This is a genomic window from Achromobacter aloeverae, assembly GCF_004121055.1.
Lineage (GTDB): Bacteria > Pseudomonadota > Gammaproteobacteria > Burkholderiales > Burkholderiaceae_B > Bordetella_C > Bordetella_C aloeverae.
On sequence record NZ_PYAL01000006.1, the window covers coordinates 454,579 to 473,225 of the forward strand.

The 18,647-nt window shown below is 65.9% G+C and carries 17 protein-coding genes and 1 tRNA gene; 7 read left to right on the plus strand and 11 right to left on the minus strand.

All coding sequences use genetic code 11. The features are described from left to right. Position 1: 1 nt before the first annotated feature. The 3 genes from C7R54_RS21230 (at position 2) to C7R54_RS21240 (ending at position 4,495) form a co-directional block, all read left to right on the plus strand. Positions 2 to 868 carry a hypothetical protein gene (locus tag C7R54_RS21230; protein ID WP_129152404.1) on the plus strand — a complete coding sequence of 289 codons (867 nt, stop codon included), beginning with the start codon at positions 2 to 4 and terminating at the stop codon, positions 866 to 868. Further along, positions 849 to 3,500, plus strand: coding sequence for a T6SS effector BTH_I2691 family protein (locus C7R54_RS21235; RefSeq protein ID WP_129152405.1), 2,652 nt, complete (start codon positions 849 to 851; stop codon positions 3,498 to 3,500). Before C7R54_RS21230 ends, C7R54_RS21235 begins: the two co-directional genes overlap by 20 nt. Positions 3,501 to 3,565: 65 nt before the next feature. After that, positions 3,566 to 4,495, plus strand: a complete 930-nt coding sequence (locus C7R54_RS21240) for a DUF6708 domain-containing protein (protein ID WP_129152406.1) — start codon at positions 3,566 to 3,568, stop codon at positions 4,493 to 4,495. A 14-nt stretch (positions 4,496 to 4,509) separates the two neighbouring features. Here C7R54_RS21240 and C7R54_RS21245 read toward each other — a convergent pair whose 3' ends face one another. The 5 genes from C7R54_RS21245 to pdxR form a co-directional block, all read right to left on the minus strand. Next, entirely contained in the window at positions 4,510 to 4,968 is a 459-nt protein-coding gene (locus tag C7R54_RS21245; RefSeq protein ID WP_129152407.1) for a GNAT family N-acetyltransferase, read from the minus strand. Between the two features lie 237 nt (positions 4,969 to 5,205). Next, positions 5,206 to 6,054, minus strand: a complete 849-nt coding sequence (locus C7R54_RS21250) for an anti-sigma factor family protein (RefSeq protein ID WP_129152408.1) — start codon at positions 6,052 to 6,054, stop codon at positions 5,206 to 5,208. Then, positions 6,051 to 6,557 carry an RNA polymerase sigma factor gene (locus tag C7R54_RS21255; RefSeq protein WP_240039641.1) on the minus strand — a complete coding sequence of 169 codons (507 nt, stop codon included), beginning with the start codon at positions 6,555 to 6,557 and terminating at the stop codon, positions 6,051 to 6,053. Before C7R54_RS21255 ends, C7R54_RS21250 begins: the two co-directional genes overlap by 4 nt. 20 nt (positions 6,558 to 6,577) lie before the next feature. Next, the gene (locus C7R54_RS21260; protein ID WP_129152410.1) at positions 6,578 to 6,949 is read right to left on the minus strand and encodes a COG4315 family predicted lipoprotein; all 372 of its coding nucleotides are present in this window, start codon (positions 6,947 to 6,949) and stop codon (positions 6,578 to 6,580) included. Positions 6,950 to 7,143: 194 nt separating this feature from the next. Beyond that, a complete protein-coding gene (gene pdxR / locus C7R54_RS21265; protein WP_204524365.1) occupies positions 7,144 to 8,757 on the minus strand; it encodes a MocR-like pyridoxine biosynthesis transcription factor PdxR in 1,614 nt (537 codons plus the stop codon). 172 nt (positions 8,758 to 8,929) lie between these two features. On the opposite strand from pdxR, the gene C7R54_RS21270 reads away from it, so the two are divergent. Next, entirely contained in the window at positions 8,930 to 9,817 is an 888-nt protein-coding gene (locus C7R54_RS21270; protein WP_129152411.1) for a DMT family transporter, read from the plus strand. A 136-nt stretch (positions 9,818 to 9,953) separates the two neighbouring features. Here the strand turns inward: C7R54_RS21270 and C7R54_RS21275 are convergent, their stop codons facing one another. After that, entirely contained in the window at positions 9,954 to 10,514 is a 561-nt protein-coding gene (locus tag C7R54_RS21275; RefSeq protein WP_129152412.1) for a DUF488 domain-containing protein, read from the minus strand. Next, positions 10,511 to 10,738, minus strand: coding sequence for a hypervirulence associated TUDOR domain-containing protein (locus tag C7R54_RS21280; protein WP_129152413.1), 228 nt, complete (start codon positions 10,736 to 10,738; stop codon positions 10,511 to 10,513). Before C7R54_RS21280 ends, C7R54_RS21275 begins: the two co-directional genes overlap by 4 nt. A gap of 342 nt (positions 10,739 to 11,080) precedes the next feature. Between C7R54_RS21280 and C7R54_RS21285 the strand changes: the two genes are divergently transcribed. After that, positions 11,081 to 12,568: an MDR family MFS transporter gene (locus C7R54_RS21285; RefSeq protein WP_129152414.1), complete on the plus strand. Its 1,488-nt coding sequence runs from the start codon at positions 11,081 to 11,083 to the stop codon at positions 12,566 to 12,568. A gap of 25 nt (positions 12,569 to 12,593) precedes the next feature. On the opposite strand, the gene C7R54_RS21290 is transcribed toward C7R54_RS21285, so the two are convergent. Beyond that, positions 12,594 to 13,871, minus strand: coding sequence for a phospholipase A (locus tag C7R54_RS21290; protein WP_129152415.1), 1,278 nt, complete (start codon positions 13,869 to 13,871; stop codon positions 12,594 to 12,596). A 231-nt stretch (positions 13,872 to 14,102) separates the two neighbouring features. On the opposite strand from C7R54_RS21290, the gene C7R54_RS21295 reads away from it, so the two are divergent. Then, positions 14,103 to 14,179 (plus strand) — tRNA-Arg (locus C7R54_RS21295). A gap of 70 nt (positions 14,180 to 14,249) precedes the next feature. Here the strand turns inward: C7R54_RS21295 and C7R54_RS21300 are convergent. Beyond that, positions 14,250 to 15,149 (minus strand): EamA family transporter, encoded by a 900-nt coding sequence (locus tag C7R54_RS21300; protein ID WP_129152416.1) that lies wholly within the window; start codon positions 15,147 to 15,149, stop codon positions 14,250 to 14,252. Positions 15,150 to 15,236: 87 nt separating this feature from the next. Between C7R54_RS21300 and C7R54_RS21305 the strand changes: the two genes are divergently transcribed. Further along, positions 15,237 to 16,121 (plus strand): LysR substrate-binding domain-containing protein, encoded by an 885-nt coding sequence (locus C7R54_RS21305; protein ID WP_129152417.1) that lies wholly within the window; start codon positions 15,237 to 15,239, stop codon positions 16,119 to 16,121. A gap of 113 nt (positions 16,122 to 16,234) precedes the next feature. Here C7R54_RS21305 and C7R54_RS21310 read toward each other — a convergent pair whose 3' ends face one another. Together C7R54_RS21310 and C7R54_RS21315 are read right to left on the minus strand one after the other, a co-directional pair. Then, positions 16,235 to 17,221, minus strand: coding sequence for a Bug family tripartite tricarboxylate transporter substrate binding protein (locus C7R54_RS21310; protein ID WP_129152418.1), 987 nt, complete (start codon positions 17,219 to 17,221; stop codon positions 16,235 to 16,237). Between the two features lie 161 nt (positions 17,222 to 17,382). Next, positions 17,383 to 18,525 carry an L-talarate/galactarate dehydratase gene (locus tag C7R54_RS21315; protein ID WP_129152419.1) on the minus strand — a complete coding sequence of 381 codons (1,143 nt, stop codon included), beginning with the start codon at positions 18,523 to 18,525 and terminating at the stop codon, positions 17,383 to 17,385. Positions 18,526 to 18,647: the final 122 nt, after the last annotated feature.

The following is an 18,647-nucleotide window of genomic DNA, read 5'->3' on the forward strand; positions in this document are numbered from 1 at the left end:
GATGTCGCTCGTCTACGCCGACCTGCGCGAGTATGCCTACGCCATCGCCGATGGCGCGCTCGCGCACGCCGGGCCGGCGCGCATGGCCAGCCAGGCGCTGGTGCCCGCCCAGCTGGCGCGCAGCGCCGGTGTGATGCCGCGCCTCTACGACATCGCCAGTGCCACGCCGTTGACGCGCGAGGCCGCCCTGGCCATGGCGCTGGCGCAGGAGGCCGACGGCGAGGCGCTGTGGCTGTGTGGCCTGCTGGATGTCGACGAGGGCGTCGACCAGGCCACGCTGGCGCGGGCGCTGACCACGCGCCTGGTCCTGCCCCTGCCCGCCGTGGGGCCCTGCTTCTTCCGCTATTTCGACCCGCGGGTGCTGATCCAGCTGCAATGGCTCTTTACGCCGGCGCAGATGGCCTGGCTGATGGGACCGGTGCGCTGCTGGAAGTACAGCATCGGCGGCGCCTGGGAGGACATGCGGCGCCCCGAGGTCTTCGCCGCCGAATCGCCCGGCATTACCCGGCGCCAGGCCTTCGCCCTGCAACGAATGAATGTCATCAATACCCTGCTGGAACGGCTGCGGCCCGCTTCGGTGGCGGCCTTGCGCGGCGCCGGCCAGGACATCCTGCGGCAGCTGGAAAAGGCGCGCGACCATGGCCTGGCGCGGCTGCAGGACCAAGAGGAATACGCCTGGCACGGCGTGACCGTGCATCCCGAATTCGATCGTCATCCGCGCATGCAGGCCTTGCTCGCCAACCTGCCCGCGGACGCCGACTACCCGTATCGCGTGGCGACGGCCGATTTGCGGCCGGAGGATTTCGACCGCATGCGCGAGGACTTGAACGACCCAGCCGGACACACGCATGAACGCTCCTTCTCCTGACGCGACCAAAGACAAAGGCCCCTACGTCAAGTGTGGCGAGGACTGCCCCTATCACCGCGTTGGCCTGCCCATCTTCCCCGTGCGCTACGCCGTGCTGCGCAACAACGCGCATTCGCCGGCGGCATTGACCGGGGACCTGGCGCATCCGGCGCTGGCCGCGAAGGAGCGGCAACTGGGCAATGCGGGACGCTACGGCGTACGCCTGCTGAGGCCAGGCTTCGTCTATGTCTACGATGAGGCGCGCGACAAGCTCGATGGCTATTACGTCAACGGCGATAACACGCTGTATCGCTTCAAGCCGGGAAAAGTGTTGAAGGACGGGGAAAACAACTTCCCCTGCCACTCATCGGAACACCAGGCCATGGCGTCGATGATCACCATCCCGGATGCCAGGAGGGCCACCAAGGTCTGGCTGACCTTGTCCGACGTGCAGTGGACCCAGGACGTCTGCGACAGGCATATGGGCGCGGGCGGTGCGGCCGAGCGCGAAAGACACATGGTTCCATTCGACGTGCAGGCGTGGCTGGGGAGCAAGAAGCATCCCCAGGCGCACCCGATGGTCAATATCAAGGACGTGGTCGCCGAGTACTTCACCGAGTCGCGCCACAACCTGGGTTTCGACCAGATGCAGGACCAATACGATTGGACGACGGTGGATTGGATGAGCCGCCAGTCGTGGATGTACGAATTGGTCGAGAAGGCGTCCAACTGGTTTTCTCCGGGGAAGGGCGTGATGCTAGCCCTGCCGGACCCGACGGGTATCGCGCAAGACCTGGCGCGCTTGATGCGGCATAGCTTCGATGCATTTACCAACGATCCGGCCGATATCCGGGAACTGACGGTGTCCAAGTCCATCGAATCCCTGCGCGAGCTGGTCGCCGACAAGGCCGAATCGGACCTCCTGGAGAAAGCAGACCGCAAGGCGTCCAATATCGAGGTCTACGGAGACGAGCAGCCCATTTTCATGGGGCCGGGAGGAATGGGTAATTCCGCCGTTGGAATGATCCTCGCGGACAAACTGAATCCGCAGCTCAAGAAGGAGCGAATGGAGCGCGCCGCGAAGGCGCGCGAACCCGGCGCCGCCGCGCGCAATGCCGCGCGCAGCGAGAGTTGGACGAAATACATGAAGGACTATGACGAGCCGGCGCGGGTGGCTTGGCAGGCGGAATTCGACAAGAAGCTCAAGGCGTTCGACGTGGGGACCATCATTCCGCTGGCCACCGCGCATGTGTCCTGGATGAAGGGACCGGAAATGCTGGCCAACTTCCAATGCAACTACGACGACGAGGACGTTTTCAGCGGCGAGGTTTATCTTGCGGTCTTCATGCTTTGCATAGATGGCGTGCAGAACAAGAAGATATGCTTCGAGATGCTGTTGGACTGGTTGGTAGGCTGGGAAACCGACAACACGAACCTGTTGCTGCGGGCAATGTTCCATAACCAAAAGCTGGTCGCGAGCAAGGTGCAGGAAGCTTCGCAGACCACGTTGGACTGGAAGGGCCTGCCATGGGGCAACCTCACCGAAACCTATAAATCCGCCCTCAAGCAATTGGAGAACACAGGCGCGGCCGCCATGACCGCGCGACTGGTGGAGCAGACCCTGGGCCCGATTACCCGCGTGCTCAATTCCGGCGTGGACAGCAAGGTGGCGCAACGCATGGCGGTGCGCCTGGGAGTGATTTCGCGCAGCCGGATTGAAATTGTCGAAGTAACGGGCAGCAAGAAGGACTTTCGGGCGGCCTTGATACGCGAGACGCTGCGCCAGCATGACGGCAAGGTCGACCAGCGAAAAATGGAAAAGGCCGTCGCCGACGAACTGCGGCGCATGGGCGTGTCCGGGCAGAGCGTCGAGGGCTCGGAGAAGAAATACTGGTTCCGCGTGGTCGACAGCGAGGCCGCGGCGGCGGTGCCCAAGACCGGCAACGCCGCGGACCGCGCCGCGGCCCTGGCGCAGACGTCCATGAGCATGGAGCAATACGAGGCGCGTGAATTGGTGCGCTGGCGCACCACGATCAATACCGATGTGCGGGTAGGCACGGTCGGTTGCGTGTTTCAGGGCGTGGCGCTCTACAAGTTGTGGAAGGATATGCAGGGTGGCATGGACCACGAAAGAACCGATGCATCCTGGAAGTTCGTGGTGGGCATCGCCAGCGCCGGCGGGTCCATGGCTGACGTGCTGGGCAATGTCCTGAAGGGCCGAGCCGCCGCCGTGGCGATGCGATACGGTGTCGAACCCACGGTCAGCGCCGCGACCACGAGGCTGCTTTCGTTCGGGGGGCGGGCCGGCGTGATCACCGGGATCATCATGGCCTGCTTCGACCTGAAGACCGCCAAGGACCAGATCATGGTCGAGCACAACGGCTTGATGGGAGGGCTGTACATAGCCTCCGCCGCGTTGAACCTTATCGTCCTGTACGCTTTCTGGTCGGCGAGCACCGGTTGGGGTATCGTGCTGACGGTCGTGCTGGTGATCGTGGCGATACTCATCGCGGTTTTCCAGGACGATAAGATCCAGGAGTGGCTCAAACGCTGCCTGTGGGGGAGGTTCCAGGGGAAGGGAACGCCAGGGATCGACTACTACACCGTGCTCCAACAGGAAATCAACAACCTCAATACTGCCTTGGGCAGCTGATAACCAACGACGGACGCCGCGGCGCGGTTGTCGGCCGCGGGCGAGCCATGGAGTCGACAGCAGTAATGGATAACACAGGCATCTATCCCAAGTTTCCCAATAATCGTCCGCTGACCCAGTGGGAGCGCGACAAGCAGCTCAAGCAGAAGCAGCGGCTGGAGGTGGCCCCGAGATCAGAACTCGCGGTGGTCAAGCTGAACTCGACCTACCTGCTGTCGGTGGACCGCTGGTACCGCCAACGTGGGTTCCTGACATTGCTGGGGTTGGCCATCGCCGGGGTGGGCCTGTACTGGGTCGTTGATTTCCTGTGGATGGTCGCGACCGGAAAGGTGCCGAACGAGAATGGGCTTTGGCCCGTCATTTTCGTGGGTTGCGGCGTGTTGGCGATAATCGCCGTGCTCGGATTGTCGATGGCGGGAAAGGAATTGTTCCGCTGGACCTACTATCCCATTGCGCTCGACCGGAAGCATCGCATGGTGCATGTGTTCCGCTTGAACGGGACCGTGCTCAGCGTTCCCTGGGACGAGGTCTTCTTCACGCTGGGGCGAGGCAAGGGTATCTTCGGCGCGCTGAACTGGGATTTGCGTGGCCTGGTGCTCGACAAGGACCGCAAGACCGTGCGGGAGACATTCGCCTTCAGCATCGTCATCGACCAGGAGAAGGCGGTCATCGCCCACTGGGAGTTCTTGCGTCGCTACATGGAAGAAGGGCCGGCCGCCGTCATCGATGCGATCAGGTTCTGCATGCCGGTGGACGGCCAGCGCGAGCCGGCCGCCGCGGGCCGCGAACGGATATTCGTCAACGATGCCGGCATGTCGGGCGCGATGTGGTTGATCATGTGGCCGTTCAACACACTACATGCCTGGGCGCGCATGCTGGCGATGCGCACCAGCCGCATTCCGCGGTGGCCGGCCGATATCGCCGCCACGCTGACGGTGGCGAAGGATGATCCTTACGTGCGCGATGCGAGCATGAACCCGCCCGATCTGCGCTGAACGCCCGCGCCACTTCAGGCGTTGTTGACCACATAACGCAGGAAACCACTGTGCGGCGTGTACTTGTCGTACAGGCCACGCGCGCGGTAGTTGTTCTCGGCGGTGTTCCAGTACAAGCGCGACCAATTCTCGGACTTCATCTTCGCGACCAGCCAATCGATCAGCTGCTGCCCCACCCCTTGGGCGCGGATCGTGGGATCGACGAAGAGGTCTTGCAGATAGCACACCTGCGTCAAGGTCCAGGTATTGTCGTGCAGGATGTAGTTGGCGATGCCCACGACCTTCTTCTCGCCGTTCTCGTCGGTTTCGGCGACGATCGCGTTCACGGGCGAGGCGGGATCCATGATGCGGGTCCAGGCCCGCTCGTTGACCTCATCGCTGGGTTCGCGCTTGTAGAAGCGCATGTAGGCATCGAACAATTCCTGCCAGCGCGCGCGGTCTGCGCTGGCGACGGGGCGGACGGTAACGGTCATGCTGAACCTCGGCTGGTTGACGGGATACATAGGCGAGCAGGCATCTTACCCAAAGCTGTCAGCGGCGCGGCGTCTTGTTGCAGCGCACATATCATTGGCTCCAGCAGGGCGCGCGAAGTGGCCCCGATCCGGCGCGGAACTGCCGGCCTGGCGTGCTTGGAACAGGCGCCGCAATGCCGGCGAGGTCCTCCGCCCGGCTGGTGTGAGCGGCCCCGACGACAGGGGCCGATGACAGGCTCAGCGCGGATAGAGCTGGTCGTAGATCACGCCCGCCAGCGCTTGCACCTCGGACGAGGGCAGGGCGGCGCTGAGGGCATAGCCGTAGCCGTTCTCGATCCAATAGAAGGATTCCGTATCGCCATTGCGCACGGACCGGAAGGCGGTCTCGCGAGGTTGGGTACGTGCCGGAAACACCGCGACGTAAAGCGTCACGCGGCGGCCACGCGCGTCCTCGTACATGAACTGCGCGCGCGGCGCGGTGGCGTCGTCGCCATCGCCCGTCAGCAGGCGGCCGCCCAGCAGCCGATAGCCCTGCGCCTGCAAGGCCGGCGCCGTCAGCGGCCGGCCCAGGCGGCGGCTGAGCCATTGCACCAGATGCGCCTCTTCCTGCGCGGGCACTTCCACGGCATGGCGGACTTCGGGCGCGAAGACGGCATAGGCCGTGGCGGCATCACGCACGAATTGGGGCGCCGTGGCCGCGCCCGAGGATAGCGTTGCGGTGGCCGCCGCCTGGGAAGCCGACAAGCCTGGCTGGCGGGCCCCCAACGTGGTCCAGAGCGTGCCTCCGGCCGCGCCCGCGGCCACCAGCAGCAAGGCCGCGACGGCCTGGCCCCAAGGGCGCCAGCGCTGCCGCCGCGCATGTCGCTGCACGACGGACGCGAGGGTCGCCGGTATGGGTTCGGTGGCGGTATCGCGATACGCGCGCCGCAGTTGCGCACGCTGGGCCTGCCAGGACGCGGCGCGCACCGCGGCATCCGGGTTGGCCTGAAGATGGCGCAACACCGCCGGCACGCGGTCGGCGTCCAGTTGTCCATCGACGAAGGCGTGCAGGTCGTCGTCACTGACCGCGGCGTCCTTTTCCATCATCGCTTCACCAGGTGCAAGGGGTGGGTTCTTTGCGCATCGCCCGGCGCGTCCATCGACAAGCGTACGGTTTCCCGCGCGCGATGCAGGCGCGACATGATGGTGCCGACGGGGACTTGCAGGATTTCAGCGGCCTCGGCGTAGGTGTATTCCTCGACCGTGACCAGGAGCAAAACCGATCGTAGCGGCGGCGTCAGGCGTTCCAGCGCGCGCTGCAGGTCCAGCATTTCCGGCGCATGCGCCAGCGGCTGGTGGGAAGGCTCGGGGCCCTCATCGAGGGCGGCATGGCCATCGTCGTGACGCCAGTCGCGCACGCGGTTGAGATAGAGGTTGTGCATCAGGGTCATCAACCACGCGCGCAGGTCGGTGCCCGGCCGCCATAGCGACCACTTCGCGCAGGCGCGCTCGAGCGTGTCCTGCACCAGGTCGTCGGCGGTGGCGGCGTCGCCCGCCAGCAGGCGGGCATAGCGGCGCAGGGCCGGGATGTGGCCCAAAACCTGGGCCACATCCGTGGCTGCGCCCGCGGTCACGGCTTGGCGGCGTGCCAGACGTCCTTGAAGCCGTCGCCGGTCTTGTCGCCGGGGGCCTTGTCCTTGGTCCAGTAGTAGAGCGGCTTGCCCTTGATGGCCCATTGCTTCGAGCCGTCATCGCGAGTGATCACGGACCAGTCCCCTTCGGCCTTGGCGCTGGCGGGCGCGGCGAAGGGCGGCCAGTTCGTGGCGCAGCCGCCGTTGCAGGCGCTTTTGCCGTCCTTGTCGTTGTCGAAGGTGTACAGCGTCATGCCTTTGTCACCAACCAGCACGCCGTTGCTGACTTTGGCGGGAGGCGCGGCGAAGGCGGTACCGGTCATGAGAACCGCGGCCAGGCCGAGGGCGGAGAACGAGAAAGTGCGAACCATGTGACCTCCTGAGGGTGGGTTGCATGGGAGTGAACACGGGGACGGGTGGTTTTATTCCCCGGGTGGCGAAAATTTTTCCCCGCCCGGGGGCGCGGCGCTTGCCGGGGGTACGGCCAGGACCCGCCAGCCGGGGCCGGTTCACGCCGGCGCCACCGTCATGGAATCCGCCCTGGCTGGCCGGTTTTCCTTGCCGGTTACTCGTGCAATGCCGCTTCCAGCCTGTCCACGGCCGCTGCCATTTCTTCCGCCCGCCACGCCGCGAACCCCAGGAAGAGGCCGTGGCGGATGGGCGTTCCCACATAATGCCGCGATAACGGGCGCGCGGATACCCCGGCCGCCGCCAGGCGCCGTACTACGTCGGTGTCGTCCTGGCCGCCGGTGAAAGTGGCCAGCACCTGCATGCCGCCAGGCGGCGTTTCGACCTGCAGGAGCTTGCCCAGGCGACGCCGCAGCAGATCGACCAGGTGATCGCGTCTTTCGCGATACACGCGGTTCATGCGGCGGATATGGGCGGAAAAGTGGCCGCGTTCGATGAACATGGCCAGTCCCGCCTGCAAGCTTGGCGCGACGATCTGGCCGGTCTGGCGCTGCGCCAGGACGAAGGACGCGGCGTAGGCCTGGGGCACGACGGCGTAGCCGACCCGGATATCGCTGATCATGGCTTTCGCGAAGGTGCCGACATAGAAAACACGGCCGTCCGCATCCAGGCCCTGCAAGGCCGCCACCGGGCGGCCGTCGTAGTGGAACTCGCTGTCGTAGTCGTCTTCCAGTATGGCCGCGCCGGCGCGCCGGGCCAGGTCGAGGAGGGCTTGCCGCCGGGCCGCCGACATCAGCACGCCCGTGGGGTACTGGTGCGATGGCGTGACGAAGATGGCCTTGGGGGGCCTGCTGTCTTTCCCGGGTGGGGCGCCGGTTTTCTTGGATGGGCCGCCGTCTTCCGTGAACGGCAGGCCGTCTTCTTGCCACGCGCCGTCGGGCAGCACCATGCCTTCTCCGTCGACCGCCATGCCGCGCAGCGCCGCGCCGGCATTGAGCAGGGCGGCGCGGGCGCCGCCGTAGCCGGGGCTTTCCATCCATGCAGCGTCGCCGCGGTCGAGGACAAGGCGCGCGCAGAGGTCCAGCGCCGCCTGGGCGGAGGGGGTGAAGAACAGCTGGTGCGCCTGGGCCCGCACGCCGCGTTCGCGCACCAGATGCGCCAGCAGGGCTTGCCGCAGCGGCTGCCGGTTGAGGTCGGCGGTATCGCGGGCATCGGCCCGGCGCGCGCCGCCGCGCAGGCAACGGGCCCAGAGGTCGTGCGGGAATTCGCGCGGATCGGCCATGCCGGGCGCCAGGGGGACCCCTGACGGTTCCTGCCGGAAAGGCCAGTCGCTGCTTGCCAGGGCCGCGGCCCAGCGGGAAGGGCGGGGCGACGTGGAAGGCGATGACGACGCCGATGCCGCCGCTGTCGGTGCGAGTGCCGACCCCGATGCCCGCGCGGCGCGGCTTCCTGTGGGTGGCCGTCCGCCGGGCGCGCCGTGCGTATCGTCCCCCAGCGTCCGCAACGCCGTGACCATGGGGCGCCTGCCCTGGCGGATATCCAGGAAGCCCTCCATGGCAAGTTGCGCCAGGGCGTCCGCCACCGTATTGCGCGCGACGCCCAGGGCGGCGGCCAGTTCGCGGGTGGAAGGCAGTTGCTGGCCGGATTGCAGCCGTCCCTGCAGGGCCGCGTCGCGGAGCTGATCGCAGATCTGCCGCTGCAGGGAAATCCCGCCAGCGCGGGTGAGCGTGAGTCCCAGCGGACCGCCGGGGCGGGATAACAAATGGATCACGGCGCTTCCTCAGTGCGTTGGAATGCTTCCGCGGCACGTCCTGGGCGTTGTTCAACTGGCTCAATCAATTTTTAAAAACTTTACCTTATTCAATGATCCAGTCGTCGCTACATTGCCGCTCATCGCCGAAATATCTGCGTCCCGACTCCCGGCTCCCTCCAGGCATTCCGTCATGTCTCCCGCGCTTTCCCGCCGCCAGGCCCTTTTCCTTTTTGCCCTCGTCATCCTCACCTGGGGCATGAACTGGGTCGTGACGAAGTCCATCGTCCAGGGCGTGCCGCCACTGTGGACCACCGCCATCCGCTCGGCGATCGCGTGCGTCGTCCTGCTGGCCCTGCAACTGGCACGGCGCGACTTCATCGTGCCCAAGCGGGACGACGTGCCGGTGATCCTGGCCATCGGACTCCTGCACATGGTCGCTTTCTCCACGCTGGTTGCGGCCGGCTTGCGTCACGTCACGGTGGGCCGCTCCATCGTTCTTGGCTATGCGACGCCGCTCTGGGTGGCGCCTTGCGCCTGGCTGCTGCTGGGCGAGCGCCTGGACCGGCGGAGGCTGGCGGGCATCGCGCTGGGCCTGGCGGGCCTGCTGGTCCTGTTCAACCCGTTCGTCGTCGATTGGCGCGACACGGACCAGCTGGCCGGCAACGGCATGATCCTGCTGGCCTCCTGGTGCTGGGCGGCGAGCATCCTGTACGTGCGTAAACACAAGTGGCTGGCGACGCCCTTCCAACTGGTGTTCTGGGAGGCCCTGCTGGCGGCGGTCGTGCTGGGCGCCATGGCCTTGGGCACGGAAGGGGCGCCGGTTTTCCCTTGGGGCGCCGGGCTGGTGGCCGCCTTTGCCTATGCGGGCGTCTGCGGCACGGCGCTAGGCTATTGGGCCATGGCGACGATCAACCGCAGCTTGCCGGCCACCACCACCGCGCTGGGGATGCTGGCCACGCCGGTGGCCGGGATCGCGGGGTCGATGCTGTTCCTGGGCGAACGGCCGGACGCGGCCTTGCTGGCGGGGATGGTCATGGTCCTGGCGGGGATAGCGCTCGGTAGCGCGCGGCGGTCCTGAGGGTTGCCGTTGACGGCGCCTCCGGATGGAAATCCCGAATGGACGCCCCTGAATGGACGCCCACGAATGGACGCCCACGAATGGATGTTTCAGGGGCGCGCGGACCCACGCCGGCCCCCCGGATTACACGCGCGCATTACGCCGGCTCCGGCCCCGGCCCCGGCCCCGGAACCGGATACGCCACCATGCCGTCCTTCCGTACCACGGCGCCCTCCGTCAGCCGTGCCGGTTCCAGCCGGTGCTCGCCCATCAGGTGGAAAACCGTCTCGCCGCGCGCCAGCAGGTAATCGGCGACGATACGCCGGTGGCAGCGCCACCACACCGCTTCGGAACACATCACCGCGGCGCGCCGCTCCCGTCCCAGCGCGATCAAGCGGGCCAGTCCCCGCTGGAAATTCTCGGTCAGCGCATGGTCGGCGTAGTTGTGGAAACTCTGGTTGTGCCAGAGTCCATTCACCTCGGGCGCCACCGTCTTGCTCTTGCCGCGCAGGCCGCCCAGTTCCTCGATGGCTTCGTATGCCAGGCCATATGCCGCCAGTCCCGTGGGCAGCACGTCCTGCCCGTACTGGGGATTGGTGCGCGACTTCCGCACCGTGCGGATGTCCACCAGCAATTGCACGTCCGCCGTCGCGAGCAGGGCCGCGAGCGCCTCCAGGCTGCGAGTCGAATGGCCAACCGTATAAAAAGGCAGGTTCATGTGCCTTTCCCGGGCGGGCGGCGATGCAGCGCCGACCCCTTGTGCGCCGCGATGTGGTCTGTCTTGTCGCTCTTGATTTCATACTGGGGATCGTCAGGGGTGGCGCGCCGCCTGTGACCCTTGTAGTCGAAGTCGCCGTGGTGGACCGCCGTGATGGTGCCGCTCACCCAGCCTGCTTCAGAATTCCAATGCACACGATCGCCAATCTTGAATCGTTCGCTCATAGGGTGGTCTCCCTGTATCTGGCAGGCCGCCCCTTGTGCCATGACATGGCGGCGGTATGCAAGACGTGTTCCAGGGTAGGAGCAGTTCCTGGTCAAGGCAAGCCGGGGATCAAGGCAAGCCTGGCCGCCGCGTTTAAAGCGAAGGTCAGGTCTTTGGTCTAATATATATATAACTTATAGATGTTTGACATCTATAGGCCTGTATCCGCCTCCCTGTATCCGCCCCGTTCCTACGCCGTACGCAGCGCCCGCATCATGTCCACGCCATCAGGCACCCTAGACGCATCCTCCCGTTCCCCCCAGGTTACTTCCGCCCCTGCCGCCCTGAGTCACCGCGAAATCATGCGCGTGATCGGCGGCATTATTCTTTGCATCCTGCTGGCCTCGCTGGACCAGACGGTGGTGATCCCGGCGGTGCCGGCCATCGCTTCCGACCTGAACGGCTTCGGCCATCTGTCATGGATCGTGGCGGCCTACCTGATCGCCGCCACGGTGACGACACCGATCTACGGCAAGTTGTCCGACATTTACGGCCGGCGCGGGATGTTGACGGTCTCGATCGGCGTCTTCGTGGTGACCTCGGTGATGTGCGCCATGGCGCAGACGCTGGACCAGCTGATCTGGTTCCGCGCCTTGCAAGGCCTGGGCGGCGGCGGGTTGATGTCCCTGGCCCAGGCGGCCATCGCGGATGTCGTGGCCCCGCGCCAGCGTGGCCGCTACCAAGGCTACCTGGCGGCGGTCTGGGGCGTGGCCTCGATCGCGGGCCCGCTGGTCGGCGGTTACGTCTCGGAGCATTTGTCCTGGCGCTGGCTGTTCTGGATGAACCTGCCGCTGGGCCTGATCGCCATGTATTCCTGCAACCGCGGCCTGCGCACGCTCAAGCCCAAGGGCGGCAAGGCGCGGCTGGACCTGATGGGGTCCCTGCTGCTGGCGCTGACCATCGTCAGCTGCCTGCTGGCGTTGAGCTGGGGGGGCGCCGCCTATTCCTGGCTGTCGCCGGAGATCATGGGCCTGGTGCTGGTGACCGTGCTGGCGCTCATCGGGCTGGTATGGCAAGAAAAGCGCGCGCACGATCCCTTGCTGCCGCCGCGCATGTTCGCCAACCGGACCTTCACCTGCGGCGTGGCGGTGTCCTCCACCGGCGCACTGGCGATTTTTCTCTGCATTTTCTCGTTGCCGCTGTATTTCCAGCTGGTGCGCGGCACCAGCGCGTCGGAGTCGGGCCTGTTCGTGGTGCCCTTCCTGCTGTCCAACGTGGCGGGCAATGTGTTGAGCAGCAATCTGGCCCGGCGGGTCGGCAAGCTGCGCGGCATCCTGTCGGTGGGGTTGGCGGTGGCCGTGGTCGGCCTGTGCGCGCTGGCCTTCATGGGACCTTCGACGCCGTTGGCGCTGGTGCTGACCGTGACGCTGCTGGCCGGCGTGGGCCTGGGCCAATGCATGGTGGGCACGATCATGGTGGTCCAGAATGCCCTTGAACCGCGCGACATCGGCGCGGGCACGGGGTCGGTGCTGGTGCTGCGCTCCGTGGGCAGCGCCTTCGGCAGCGCGCTGGCGGGCAGCCTGCTGGCCTTGGGGTTCGCGGCGTCGCTGGCGAAGGCCGGCATCGTCCAGGAGATCGACCTGGGCGCCTTGCGCCATGGCAGCGACGTCCTGTCGCAGCTGGCGCCGGCCGCCAAGCTGGCGCTGATGGATGGCGTTGCGTCCACGTTCCGCATGATTTTCGCGTTCGGGGCGGCGATCACGCTGGTCTCGCTGATCATCGTGCGGCGCATGCCGGACCTGGAGTTGCGCGGCTCGACGGGGCACCAGCACCTGCCTATCGGCGAGTGACCGCCGCCCCTGCGGCGAGAGGCGTCTACTGCACCAGCGAGAACCCGATCCCGATCTGCGACCTGTGCCGCTGGTCGTAGCCCAGCAGGGTCTCGCCGTAGCCGTTGAAGTACTGCAAATGCACGTAGCCGTTCATGTTGAGCCACGTGCGTTTCAGCGGCCACGCGAAATCCAGCTGCGTGGTGCGGCGCGAACTGGCGCCCTGGCGATACATCATGGAGGCGATCAGGCCGTTGTCTTGCGCCCAGCGCAGGTTCCAGTCGACATGGCCGGCGTAGTCGGCGTAGTCCGAGTTCTCGTCGGCCACGCCGAAGTAGGCCTTGATGCGGGGCGCGAAGGTCAAGGTGCTGCCGCCATCGAAGCGGTAATTCACCGCCGGCTGGACGAACACATCGTTGACCGAGCGTGAGTCGTCGCCGCCCTTGCCGTTGGAATTGTGCTCCACGCCCCCCTGCAGGCCCATCCGCCAGTTCTGGTTCTTCGACGTCCACATGTTGTCGTTCAGCCAGAACAGGCTGGGATTGAAGGTCGTGTCGATGAAGGGCCGCGAGTCGCCTTGCAAGTCCCACAGCGATGTCTGGGTATAGCCCAGGTAAAGCTTGTCCCAGAAGCTGGGGTCGGCAGGGTCGGGCCGGAACAGGCGGTACTTGAAGCTCAGCTGGAAGCGGGCGGTGGTGCGGTCCCGCGTGCGGATGTCGAAATACATGGGCTGGTACTCCGACAGTCCCGCCAGCACGCCGCTCAGGCGGTTGGGCTCGGCCGGCACGACGGTGGGCGCCGCCTGGATCGGTGCCGGGCCCGCGGCGGGAGACGCGCCGGCGGCGGCGACTTCCGGCGCCGGCACGGGGCGGCCCGTGGCCGGATCGACGACAGGGACATCGGCGGGCCTGGATGCGACGATGGCGCCGCCGCCGGCGCCGGTGTCCAGCGCCATCAGCGCGGGCTCGCCTTCGATGGAGACGGCCTGCAGTCCCCGCGCCTGCGCCGGCACGACGGCGGTCCAGGACATGCGGGCGAAATTGTTGACCGGTACGTTCATGTCCAGCGCATCGGCCTGGGCCCGCGCCGGCGTGCGGATGATGGCGCCGTCGGGCGAGCGCCATTGCAGGATCAGATCGCGGGGCGGCTGCCAGCGCGCTCCGGCGGTTCCGTCATTGAAGTACACCGCCTGCACCTGGACGGTGGTTCCTGGTGCGGCGGCGGCGCGGTCCAGGGTATAGCTGATGCCGGCGTCGGCAGGTCGGGCCAGGACGGCCAGTGCGCCCAAAAGAAGGATGTCGCGCGCGCGGGACGAACGGTTCATGGCGTCGGAAGCAGTAGGGGGACAGGCACTGTATCACCGCAAGTTACGACGACTGAAACGGTCTGTAATGCAATGTTTATGGGACGCCTTTCGCTGCTGCTGCCGCCGCTTTGGAGGGCGCCCTGCAAGCCATGTAAAATGCGGCTCCGAATCGAACCGCCGAACGATGAAGCGATGGCGCTTGCGCATCGGCTTCCCCCGGTCCGGTTCCGGCGCCCCAGCGTCCTCGCGCCGCCCTTAGCTCAGTTGGATAGAGCACTCGCCTTCTAAGCGAGCGGTCACACGTTCGAATCGTGTAGGGCGGGCCAATAATTTCCTCCCTGGCCACGCCGAATGGCCCGATAGCTTCCGGAATCCCGCGGGCGTTATGACCTTGCATCAGCTTTTGAAGGTGCCGGCTGACGAGACGCGCGCTTTTCCCCGCCGCACTGGCCACCCCACCATATTTATCAAAAGCCCCCCCAGCACCAGGCCGGCCGCCAGCAGTTTGCGCGCGGTCAGTTCCTCGTGGAAGATCAGCATCGATCCAAACATACCGAAGATGGGCACCAGCAGGCTCAGCGGCGCGACCAGCGGCGTCGGATATTTGCGCAACAGGTAATTCCAGGCGGAATAGCCCAGTATCGTGGTGGGATAGACCAGGTAGCCGACTGCCAGGGCCCCATGCCAACCGACGTTCGACAGGTCGGCCGCCACGCGGGCCGGGCCGCTTATCGCCAGCGCGATACCCAGCAGCGGCAGGGGAGGCACCAGGCTGGACCAGACCGTGAATCCCAGCATGTCGGACGCCCCGGATCGCTTGACGATGATGTTGGCGATGCCCCATGACGCGGCGGCCCCCACGACGAGCGCGATCGCAAGGGTGCTGCCCGCGCCGTCGGTTCGTGTCACGGCCACGACACCGGCAAACGCCAGCAGCATGCCCGCGAACTGGCGCGGCTTTATCCGCTCACCCAGGGACAGGGCGCCGAAACCGATCGTGAAGAAGACCTGTAATTGCAGCACCACGGACGCCATCCCGGCGGACAGCCCCAGCCGTATGGCGAGAAACAGCAGGCCGAACTGCATGACGCCCAGCACCAGTCCGTACCAGAACACGTGACGGAACGGCGTACGGGGCCGCTTGATCACGAATACCCAGGGCAGCGCGCAAAACAGGAAGCGCAGTGCCGCGAGGACGAACGGGTCGAAGGCGCCCAGGCCTATCTTGATGATGGAAAAATTGATGCCCCACAGGGCGGTGACGACCACCGCCAACAACAGATCGCGCAGTTTCATGCGGCTTCTCCCGGTAAGACCGCTATCTTCGGGAAGCCGATGCCGCCGCGTAAAATGACCAAAGATCAATGATCTGTACAAATCACCATGCAAACGCCGCCCCGTTCCTTTCCATCGTTCGCGTCGCTAAGGGCATTCGAGGCCGTGGCGCGGCTGGGGCAGGTGGCGCGGGCGGCTGAGGAACTGAACCTTACGCCGAGTGCGATCAGCCACAGGCTGAAGGACCTTGAACGGCATCTGGGCATATCGCTGTTCAACGGCAGCCGCAACGGCATCACGCTGACGGACGCGGGCCGCGGCATCGCGGTCAACTTGAGCGGGCTGCTCAACAGCCTGGACACGGTCTTGCGCAGCGCCGCGCCCAGCCTGCCGCGGCACAAATTGACCGTCAGCGTGCATCCGTCGTTCGGGTCGCGCTGGCTGGCTCCCCGTCTCGGCCTGTTCTGCGAGGCTCATCCCGATTTGCTGCTCGACCTGCGACTGACCCAGGCGCTTACGCATTTCAGCATGGACGACGGCGTCGACGCGGCCATCCGCTACGGCGCCGGGGGCTGGCCCGGCCTGCATACGACGCCCCTGCTCCAGGATCGCCTGATATTGGCATGCAGCCCCGCGTTCGCAGGGGGCGCCATCCCCCGTTCGCCCGCCGACCTGGCGGGCCTGCGCCTGATACGCGATAGCCATGACTCCCCACGCGACTGGTTCGAGCATTTCGATCTCGCGTTTCCCGCGATGCGGGAAATCGTCGCCGACGATCCCTCGTTCGTCGCGATGGCCGTCATCAACCGGGCTGGAGTTGGGCTGGTGCGGGAGACACTGGTGTCGGACGCGCTGGAGGCGGGGACGATCATTGCCCTGTTCGACATGGCCTTGCCGACCCGGTATGGCTATTTCTTCGTTTGTCCTCTCGCGCGCCACGCGGAGCCCAAGATCGCCACCTTACGCGCCTGGTTGTCGGATGCAGTGACGTGACCCGCACGCGACCCCCAGTGTCATGAGCCTTCCTATCCGACCTCCGCGGCAGGAGCAAGGCCCGAGACGCGGATACCCCATCCGCGCCCGGGCCTCGGCCATCCATGGCCTATCTAGTTCGTGGTGATATGGCCGACTTCGATCACGCGCTTCCAGCGATCGTATTCCTCGGCCTGGAACTTGGTGAATTCCGCGGGCGTGTTGCCGACGATTTCAAAGCCCAGTTCCAACAGCTTGGGCTTGATGGACGGATCGTTGAGGCTTTCGACGATCGCGGTCCGCAGCTTGTCGCGGATGGTCGTGGGCAGGCCCTTCGGCGCGGCGAAGGCTTGCCAGGAGGTCACCGTGACTCCCTTGAAGCCCAGCTCTTCCATGGTCGGCACGTCGGGAAGCAGGGGAGAGCGCTTGGCGCTGGTCACGGCCAGCGCGCGCAGCTTGCCGGCCTGGACGTGCGTCAGGCACGTGTTGATGTTCGAGAATGAGGCATCCACCTGGCCGCCCAGCAGGTCGACGATGGCGGGCGCGCCGCCCTTATAGGGCACATGCGTCCCTTCGGTATGCGTTTCCTGCCAGAACAATGCGGCGGTCAAATGATCCGACGTGCCATTGCCCGCCGACGCGAAGGTCATCTTGCCCGGGTTGGCCTTGAGGTAATCCATCACATCTTTCAATGAATGGAAGTTCGATTTCGCATTGACGACCAGGACGTTGGGCGCCTGCACCGCCACGGTGATGTAGTCGAAATCCTTGCGCGCGTCGTAGCCCGGATTCGACACCAGGTGCGGCGAGATCACGAACGGGCCCAGCGACGATACGAGGATGGTCGAGCCGTCAGGCGCCGCCCGCTTCGCATAGGCCGCCCCGGTGGTGCCGCCGGCGCCCGGCTTGTTCTCCGTCAGGAACGTGCCGCCCAGTTTCTCCCCGACTTTCTGGGCCACGGCGCGGGCGATGAAATCCGTCGATCCGCCCGGGGGGAACGGCACCAGGAAGGTGACCGGCTTGCTGGGCCAGTTGGCGGAAGCGTCCGCCGCGGTGGCGACAGCCGGGGCCCCGACGGTAATGCCCAGGGCGAGCAGGGCGGCGAGTATGCGGCTCTTCATGCAGGTGTCTCCTCGAACGATGATGTCGGCGGGCGTCAGTGCGCCCGTATAGGTATGGAGGTACCGAAGTACGGAAGTACGGAGGTATGGAGGTATTAAATATGGCGTGTGATGCATGGCTCCCCGCTGGATGCGGGGGCCGCGGATAGGCCGCCAGGCGCTCAGGCGCGTTTGCCCACCTCGACTTGCTCGCGTGTCCAGGCGCGTGCCTGGTCCGTCAAGGTCAGCCCCAGGCCCGGACGGTTGGGCACCAGCATGCGGCCGTCGCGCGTTTCCAGGCGCTCGTGGAACAAGGGTTCCAGCCAATCGAAATGCTCGACCCACGGTTCGGTCGGGTAGATCGCCGCCAGGTGGACATGCAATTCCATCGCGAAGTGGGGCGCGAGCATCAGGCCGGCCTGGTCGGCTTGCGAGAGGATCCGGAGGAAGGGCGTGATGCCGCCGACGCGCGGCGCATCGGGCTGGATATAGTCGGCGCCGCGATGGCGTATGAGGTCGCCGTGTTCAGCCGCGCTGGTCAGCATCTCGCCGGTGGCGATCGGCGTATCGAAGGACGCGGCAAGGGCGGCGTGGCCTTCATGGTCATAGGCATCCAGCGGCTCTTCGATCCAGACCAGGTCGAACTGCTCGAAAATGCGGCACATGCGCTGGGCGGTCGGACGGTCCCATTGCTGGTTGGCGTCGACCATCAGGGGAACATGGTCGCCGAGGTGCTTGCGCACGGCTTCGACGCGACGGATATCCAGTTGGCGGTCCGGCTGGCCAACCTTGAGCTTGATGCCGCCTATGCCTTTTTCCCGGGACGCCGATGCGTTCACCAAGAGCTGTTCGGTCGGCGTATGCAGGAAACCGCCGGACGTGTTGTAGCAAGCCACGGAGTCGCGGTAGGCGCCGAGCAGCTTGGCCAGGGGCAGGCCGGCACGGCGCGCCTTCAGGTCGTAGAGCGCCACATCAAAGGCCGCGATGGCCTGGGTCGACAGGCCGCTGCGACCCACGGAGGCGCCGGCCCAGGCCAGCTTCACCCAAAGACGGCCGATGTCGCTGGGGTCCTCGCCCAGCAGGACCGGCGCGATTTCCTTTGCGTGGGCAAATTGCCCCGGCCCGCCCGCCCGCTTCGAATAACTGAGGCCCAGGCCTTCGTGCCCGTCCTTGGTCTGCACTTCGACGAACAGCAGCGCGACCTCGGTCATGGGCTTCTGGCGACCCGTCAATACCTTGGCGTCGCTGATGGGCGTCGCCAGCGGCAGGTAGACGGAAGAAATGCGCATCCAGCTGATGCTGTCGGATGTGTGGGCCTGGCTCATTGGACTCCTCCGGAAGTCTGGATCCTCAACGCCGGAAACGCCGGAACGCTGATGGACAACGTTGTCATTTTTGCGGGAAAAAATCAGCACTGGCGGGTCGACGAGACGGAAAAGGAAAATTT

Coding starts and splice junctions, on each gene's coding strand:
- C7R54_RS21230 (WP_129152404.1), top strand. CDS start 2: ATGTCGCTCGTCTACGCCGACCTGCGCGAGTATGCCTACGCCATCGCC.
- C7R54_RS21235 (WP_129152405.1), top strand. CDS start 849: ATGAACGCTCCTTCTCCTGACGCGACCAAAGACAAAGGCCCCTACGTC.
- C7R54_RS21240 (WP_129152406.1), top strand. CDS start 3,566: ATGGATAACACAGGCATCTATCCCAAGTTTCCCAATAATCGTCCGCTG.
- C7R54_RS21245 (WP_129152407.1), bottom strand. CDS start 4,968: ATGACCGTTACCGTCCGCCCCGTCGCCAGCGCAGACCGCGCGCGCTGG.
- C7R54_RS21250 (WP_129152408.1), bottom strand. CDS start 6,054: ATGATGGAAAAGGACGCCGCGGTCAGTGACGACGACCTGCACGCCTTC.
- C7R54_RS21260 (WP_129152410.1), bottom strand. CDS start 6,949: ATGGTTCGCACTTTCTCGTTCTCCGCCCTCGGCCTGGCCGCGGTTCTC.
- C7R54_RS21270 (WP_129152411.1), top strand. CDS start 8,930: ATGTCTCCCGCGCTTTCCCGCCGCCAGGCCCTTTTCCTTTTTGCCCTC.
- C7R54_RS21275 (WP_129152412.1), bottom strand. CDS start 10,514: ATGAACCTGCCTTTTTATACGGTTGGCCATTCGACTCGCAGCCTGGAG.
- C7R54_RS21280 (WP_129152413.1), bottom strand. CDS start 10,738: ATGAGCGAACGATTCAAGATTGGCGATCGTGTGCATTGGAATTCTGAA.
- C7R54_RS21285 (WP_129152414.1), top strand. CDS start 11,081: ATGCGCGTGATCGGCGGCATTATTCTTTGCATCCTGCTGGCCTCGCTG.
- C7R54_RS21290 (WP_129152415.1), bottom strand. CDS start 13,871: ATGAACCGTTCGTCCCGCGCGCGCGACATCCTTCTTTTGGGCGCACTG.
- C7R54_RS21300 (WP_129152416.1), bottom strand. CDS start 15,149: ATGAAACTGCGCGATCTGTTGTTGGCGGTGGTCGTCACCGCCCTGTGG.
- C7R54_RS21305 (WP_129152417.1), top strand. CDS start 15,237: ATGCAAACGCCGCCCCGTTCCTTTCCATCGTTCGCGTCGCTAAGGGCA.
- C7R54_RS21310 (WP_129152418.1), bottom strand. CDS start 17,221: ATGAAGAGCCGCATACTCGCCGCCCTGCTCGCCCTGGGCATTACCGTC.
- C7R54_RS21315 (WP_129152419.1), bottom strand. CDS start 18,525: ATGAGCCAGGCCCACACATCCGACAGCATCAGCTGGATGCGCATTTCT.